The sequence below is a fragment of the Pseudomonas sp. Pse79 genome (assembly GCF_024519615.1).
Lineage (GTDB): Bacteria > Pseudomonadota > Gammaproteobacteria > Pseudomonadales > Pseudomonadaceae > Aquipseudomonas > Aquipseudomonas veronii.
Genome location: NZ_JALJRR010000054.1, coordinates 1 through 5,301, shown reverse-complemented (window position 1 = coordinate 5,301; position 5,301 = coordinate 1). Strand labels below are relative to the sequence as shown.

Genomic DNA, 5,301 nt, shown 5'->3' with positions numbered 1-5,301 from the left:
GTGGCCGCCCGGATGGCGTGGTGGATTACCTCGGCCGTGTCGACCACCAGGTGAAAATCCGCGGTTTCCGTATCGAGCTGGGCGAGATCGAAGCGCGTCTGCGCGAGCAGGACAACGTCGGCGAAACCGTGGTGGTGGCTCAGGAAGGCCCGACCGGCAAGCAACTGGTGGCCTACGTGGTGCCGGCAGATGCCAGCCTGGCCAACCACACCGAGTGGCGCGACACCCTGCGCCGCGCCCTGAAAACCCGCCTGCCGGATTACATGGTGCCCGCGCACTTCATGTTCCTGGCGCAAATGCCGCTGACCCCCAACGGCAAACTCGACCGCAAGGGCCTGCCCGAGCCGGACGCGAGCCTGATGCAACAGGCCTACGTCGCCCCCGAAACCGAGCTGGAACAGCAGATCGCCGCGATCTGGGCCGAGGTGCTGCGCCTGCCGCATGTGGGCCTGAACGACAACTTCTTCGAGGTCGGCGGCCACTCGTTGCTGGCGATCCAGATCACCTCGCGGGTCCAGGCTGAACTGGGCCTGGAAGTGCCGCTGGTGGAAGTGTTCCAGACCGAAACCCTGCGCGCCTACGTGCAGGCCGCTGCCACCTTCCGCGCCGGCAGCGCGGAAGATTTCGACGACCTTCGTGACTTTTTGAGCGAACTAGAGGCGATTTGACCCATGCGTTCCAACCCTAATATCGATCTGGTTTCGCGCTTTCTTCGCCTGCCGCTGGAACAGCGCCAGCAGTTTTACCAGCGCCTGCAAAGCCGTGGCATGAGCTTCGCCCAACTGCCGATTGCCTCGATCCGCGAGGACGGCCAACGCCTGCCTCTGTCTTATGCCCAGGAACGCCAGTGGTTCCTGTGGCAGTTGGATCCGGACAGCGCCACCTACCACATCCCCGGCGCATTGCGCTTGCAGGGGCGCCTGGACCTGGCGGCGTTGCAGCGCAGCTTCGACAGCCTGCTGGCGCGCCACGAAAGCCTGCGCACCCGGCTGATCCAGGACGGTGAGCAACTGTTGCAAACCATCGAGCCCGAGGCGCGTGTCGAGATCCGGCAGGAGGTTGTTCACGAGGCGCAGCTGATGGCGCGGGTCGAAGCCGAGGTCGCCCGCCCGTTCGATCTGCAACAAGGGCCGCTGTTGCGCGTGACCCTGTTGCAACTGGCGGAAGATGAGCATGTGCTGGTGATGGTGCAGCACCACATCGTTTCCGATGGCTGGTCGATGCAAGTGATGGTCCAGGAACTGGTGCAGTTGTATGCCGCCTACAGTCAGGGCCAGGACCTTAGCCTGCCGGGCCTGCCGATCCAGTACGCCGACTACGCGCTGTGGCAACGCAACTGGATGGAGGCCGGGGAGAGGGCCCGCCAGTTGGCGTACTGGCAGGACCTGCTGGGCGGTGAGCAACCCGTGCTGGAATTGCCCCTCGATCACCCGCGCCCCGCGCAGCAAAGCCATCGCGGCGCGAGCCTGCAGGTGCAGCTGCCGGCGGACCTGGTGGCGGGCCTCAAGCGTCTCGCGCAGCAAGAAGGCGTGACGCCGTTCATGCTCCTGCTGGCGTCGTTCCAGACCCTGCTGTTTCGCTACAGCGGCCAAGCGGATATTCGCATCGGCGTACCGAATGCCAACCGCAACCGTGTCGAAACCGAGCGGCTGATTGGCTTTTTCGTCAACACCCAGGTGCTCAAGGCCGATCTCGACGGGCAGATGACGTTTGCCGAACTGTTGCAGCAGACCAAGCGTCGTTCCCTGGAAGCCCAGGCGCACCAGGACCTGCCGTTCGAACAGTTGGTGGTGGCGTTGCAGCCTGAACGCAGCCTGAGCCACAACCCGTTGTTCCAGGTGATGTTCAACCACCAGACCGACACCCAGGCCAGCGGTGACGGCCAGCACCTGCCCGGCCTGCGCGTGACGGAACTGGACTGGGACAACCAGACCACCCATTTCGACCTGAGCCTGGACACCCATGAATCCGCTGAAGGCCTGTGGGCCGCGCTGACCTACGCCACCGACCTGTTCGAGGCGGCGACCATCGAGCGCTTTGCGCAACATTGGCAAAACCTGCTCCAGGCGCTGGTGAGTGCGCCGCGCAGCCGTCTTAGCGCGCTGCCGATGCTCGACCGTGCGCAGCAGCAGACGATGCTCCAGGATTGGAACGCGCCGGCCAGCGTCGCCGTCGCACAAGCCGTACACCACCGGTTCGAGGCCCAGGCCCGCCAGCATCCTGAACGCCAGGCGCTGGCCCTGGATGACCAGACGCTCAGCTATGGCGAACTGAACCGCCAGGCCAATCGTCTGGCGCACTACCTGATCGACCAGGGGATCGGCCCGGACGGCCTGGTCGGTATCGCCGTCGAGCGTTCCTTTGCCATGGTGGTCAGCCTGTTGGCGGTGCTCAAGGCGGGCGGTGCCTACGTGCCGCTTGACCCTGAGTATCCGCGCGAGCGCCTGGTGCATATGCTCGAGGACAGTGGCGTGCGCCTGGTGTTGACTCAGTCTCACCTGCGTGAGCGCCTGCCGTTGGCCGGGTCGTTGACCTGCCTGGATATCGACCTGGCCCACGCGACGTTGGCGCCGTATGCCGAACACGCTCCGGCGCTCGACGTCGAGCCGCAGAGCCTGGCCTACGTGATCTACACCTCGGGCTCCACCGGCAAACCCAAGGGCGTTGCCATCAGCCACGCGGCGCTGAGTGAGTTCGCCGACATCGCGGCCGACTACTCGCGCCTGGTCGCTCAGGATCGGGTGCTGCAGTTCGCCACCTTGAACTTCGACGGCTTCGTCGAGCAGCTGTACCCGGCGCTGACCCTGGGCGCCACCGTGGTGTTGCGCGGCCCGCAGTTGTGGGACGGCGCCGACCTGTACCGGCAGATCATCGATCAGGGCATCACCCTGGCCGACTTGCCGACGGCTTACTGGAAACTGTTCCTGCACGATTGCCTGGCGGCGGGCCCACGGTCTTACGGGGCCTTGCGCCAGGTGCATATCGGCGGCGAAGCCATGCCCCTGGACGGCCCGGCGATGTGGCGCCGAACCGGGCTGGGGCACGTGCGGCTGCTCAACACCTACGGGCCCACCGAGGCCACGGTGGTGTCCAGCGTGCTCGATTGCAGCGCCGACGAAGGGGTGATCGGCGGCAGCGCCAGCCCGATTGGCCGCGCGTTGCCGGGGCGGGCGTTGTATGTGCTGGACGGCGACCTCAACCTGTTGCCGGTCGGCGCCGTGGGCGAACTCTACATCGCCAGTGCCAGCGGCTTGGCGCGTGCTTACCTGCAACGTCCGGGCCTGACCGCCGAGCGCTTTGTCGCCGATCCGTTCGGCCGCCTGGGCGAGCGTCTTTATCGCACCGGCGACGTGGCGCGTTATCGCGCCGACGGGGTGATCGAATACGTCGGCCGCGTCGATCACCAGGTGAAGATCCGTGGGTTCCGTATCGAGCTGGGTGAAATCGAGGCGCTGCTGCTGGCCCAGGATGACGTCCGTGAGGCTTTCGTGCTGGCCGCCGACAATCAGTTGGTGGCCTATCTGGTGGCGACGCAGCCATTGTCCGAGCCGCAGCAGATGAGCGCCGCCGAACAGCTCAAGGCCACTTTGCGCGAGCAACTGCCCGATTATATGGTGCCGGCGCACCTGATCTTCCTCGAGCGCATGCCCTTGAACCCCAACGGCAAGCTCGACCGCCAGGCCCTGCCGACACCCGTCGGCGGCTCGGCACAGCAGGCATGGTTGGCACCGGTCACGCCGCTGCAGCAACAGATCGCGGCGATCTGGGCCGATATCCTTGGCGTCGAGCGTGTCGGCCTGGCCCATCATTTCTTTGAACTGGGCGGGCATTCCCTGCTGGCCATGCAAGTGGTCTCGCGCATTCGCCAGGCCCTGGACCTGGAAGTCCCGCTCAAGACGCTGTTCGAGCAGCCGCGTCTGGCAGGCTTTGTCGCTGCCTTGACGACCGCCGATCCCGCCGCCCCGAAAGCCCCGGCCCTGCTGCCGGCCGGGCGCGACCAGCCGTTGCCGCTGTCGTATGCCCAGGAGCGCCAGTGGTTTCTCTGGCAGTTGGAGCCGCACAGCGCGGCGTACCACATCCCCAGCGCGCTGCGCCTGAAAGGCCAGCTCGACCGCGCGGCGTTGCAGCGCAGTTTCGAGGCCTTGCTGGCCCGTCATGAAAGCCTGCGCACCTCCCTGCGCCAGGAGCGCGAGCGCACGGTTCAAGTGATTGAACCGCAGGTGTCGTTGCCCATCGCGTGCGCCGATGTCGATGAAGCTGCGCTGAAGGCCCGGGTAGAAGCCGAGATCGCCCAGCCCTTCGACCTGCAACAAGGGCCGTTGCTGCGTGTCTGCCTGCTGCGCCTGGCCGCCGATGAGCATGTGCTGGTGCTGGTGCAGCATCACATCGTCTCCGATGGCTGGTCGATGCAACTGATGGTCGAAGAACTGGTGCAGCTCTACGCCGCGTTCAGCCAGGGTCAGACCCTGGTATTGCCGGCGCTGCCGCTCCAGTACGCCGATTACGCCGTGTGGCAGCGCCGTTGGATGGAGGCGGGCGAGAAGGATCGCCAACTGAGCTACTGGCGCGACCGGCTCGGCGGTGAGCAGAGCGTGCTGGAGCTGCCGTTCGACCACCCGCGCCCGGCGGTGCAAAGCCACCGTGGCGCACGCCTGCCGATCGAACTGGCGCCCGCGCTCGCCCACGACCTCAAGGCCCTGGCCCAGCAACAGGGCGTGACCCTGTTCATGCTGTTGCTGGCTTCGTTCCAGACCTTGCTGCACCGCTACAGCGGCCAGGAAGACATCCGCGTCGGCGTGCCGATCGCCAACCGCAACCGCAGTGAAACCGAGCGCCTGATCGGCTTCTTCGTCAACACCCAGGTGCTCAAGGCCGACATTCACGGGCAGATGAGCGTCGCGCAAGTGGTGCAGCAGACCCGGCAACGGGCGCTGGAGGCGCAGGCCCACCAGGACTTGCCGTTCGAACAATTGGTGGAGGCCCTGCAACCCGAGCGCAGCCTGAGCCACAACCCGTTGTTCCAAGTGATGTTCAACCACCAGACCGACGTCGGCCAGGCCCAGGTCCAGCACCAATTGCCGACGCTGCGGGTAGAAGGGCTGGAGTGGGAAAGCCGGACCGCGCATTTCGATCTGGACCTGGATATTCAAGAGTCCACCGAAGGTATCTGGGCCACATTGGGGTATGCCCAGGACCTGTTCGAAGCGTCGACCGTGCAACGTATGGCGCGGCATTGGCAGAACCTGTTGCAGGCGATGGTCGCCGATCCGCAGCAGACCCTCGGCCAGTTGAACCTGCTGG

Annotated in this window: 2 protein-coding genes; both read left to right on the top strand. The window is 65.7% G+C overall.

Annotated features, from left to right (window positions below; genetic code table 11):
* Nucleotides 1-668, top strand: a 668-nt coding sequence (locus NR164_RS30105; protein ID WP_256823659.1) for a phosphopantetheine-binding protein, incomplete at its 5' end; no start/stop codon positions are given.
* A gap of 3 nt (nt 669-671) precedes the next feature.
* A partial coding sequence (locus NR164_RS30100; protein ID WP_256823658.1) for a non-ribosomal peptide synthetase occupies nt 672-5,301 on the top strand: 4,630 nt, incomplete at its 3' end.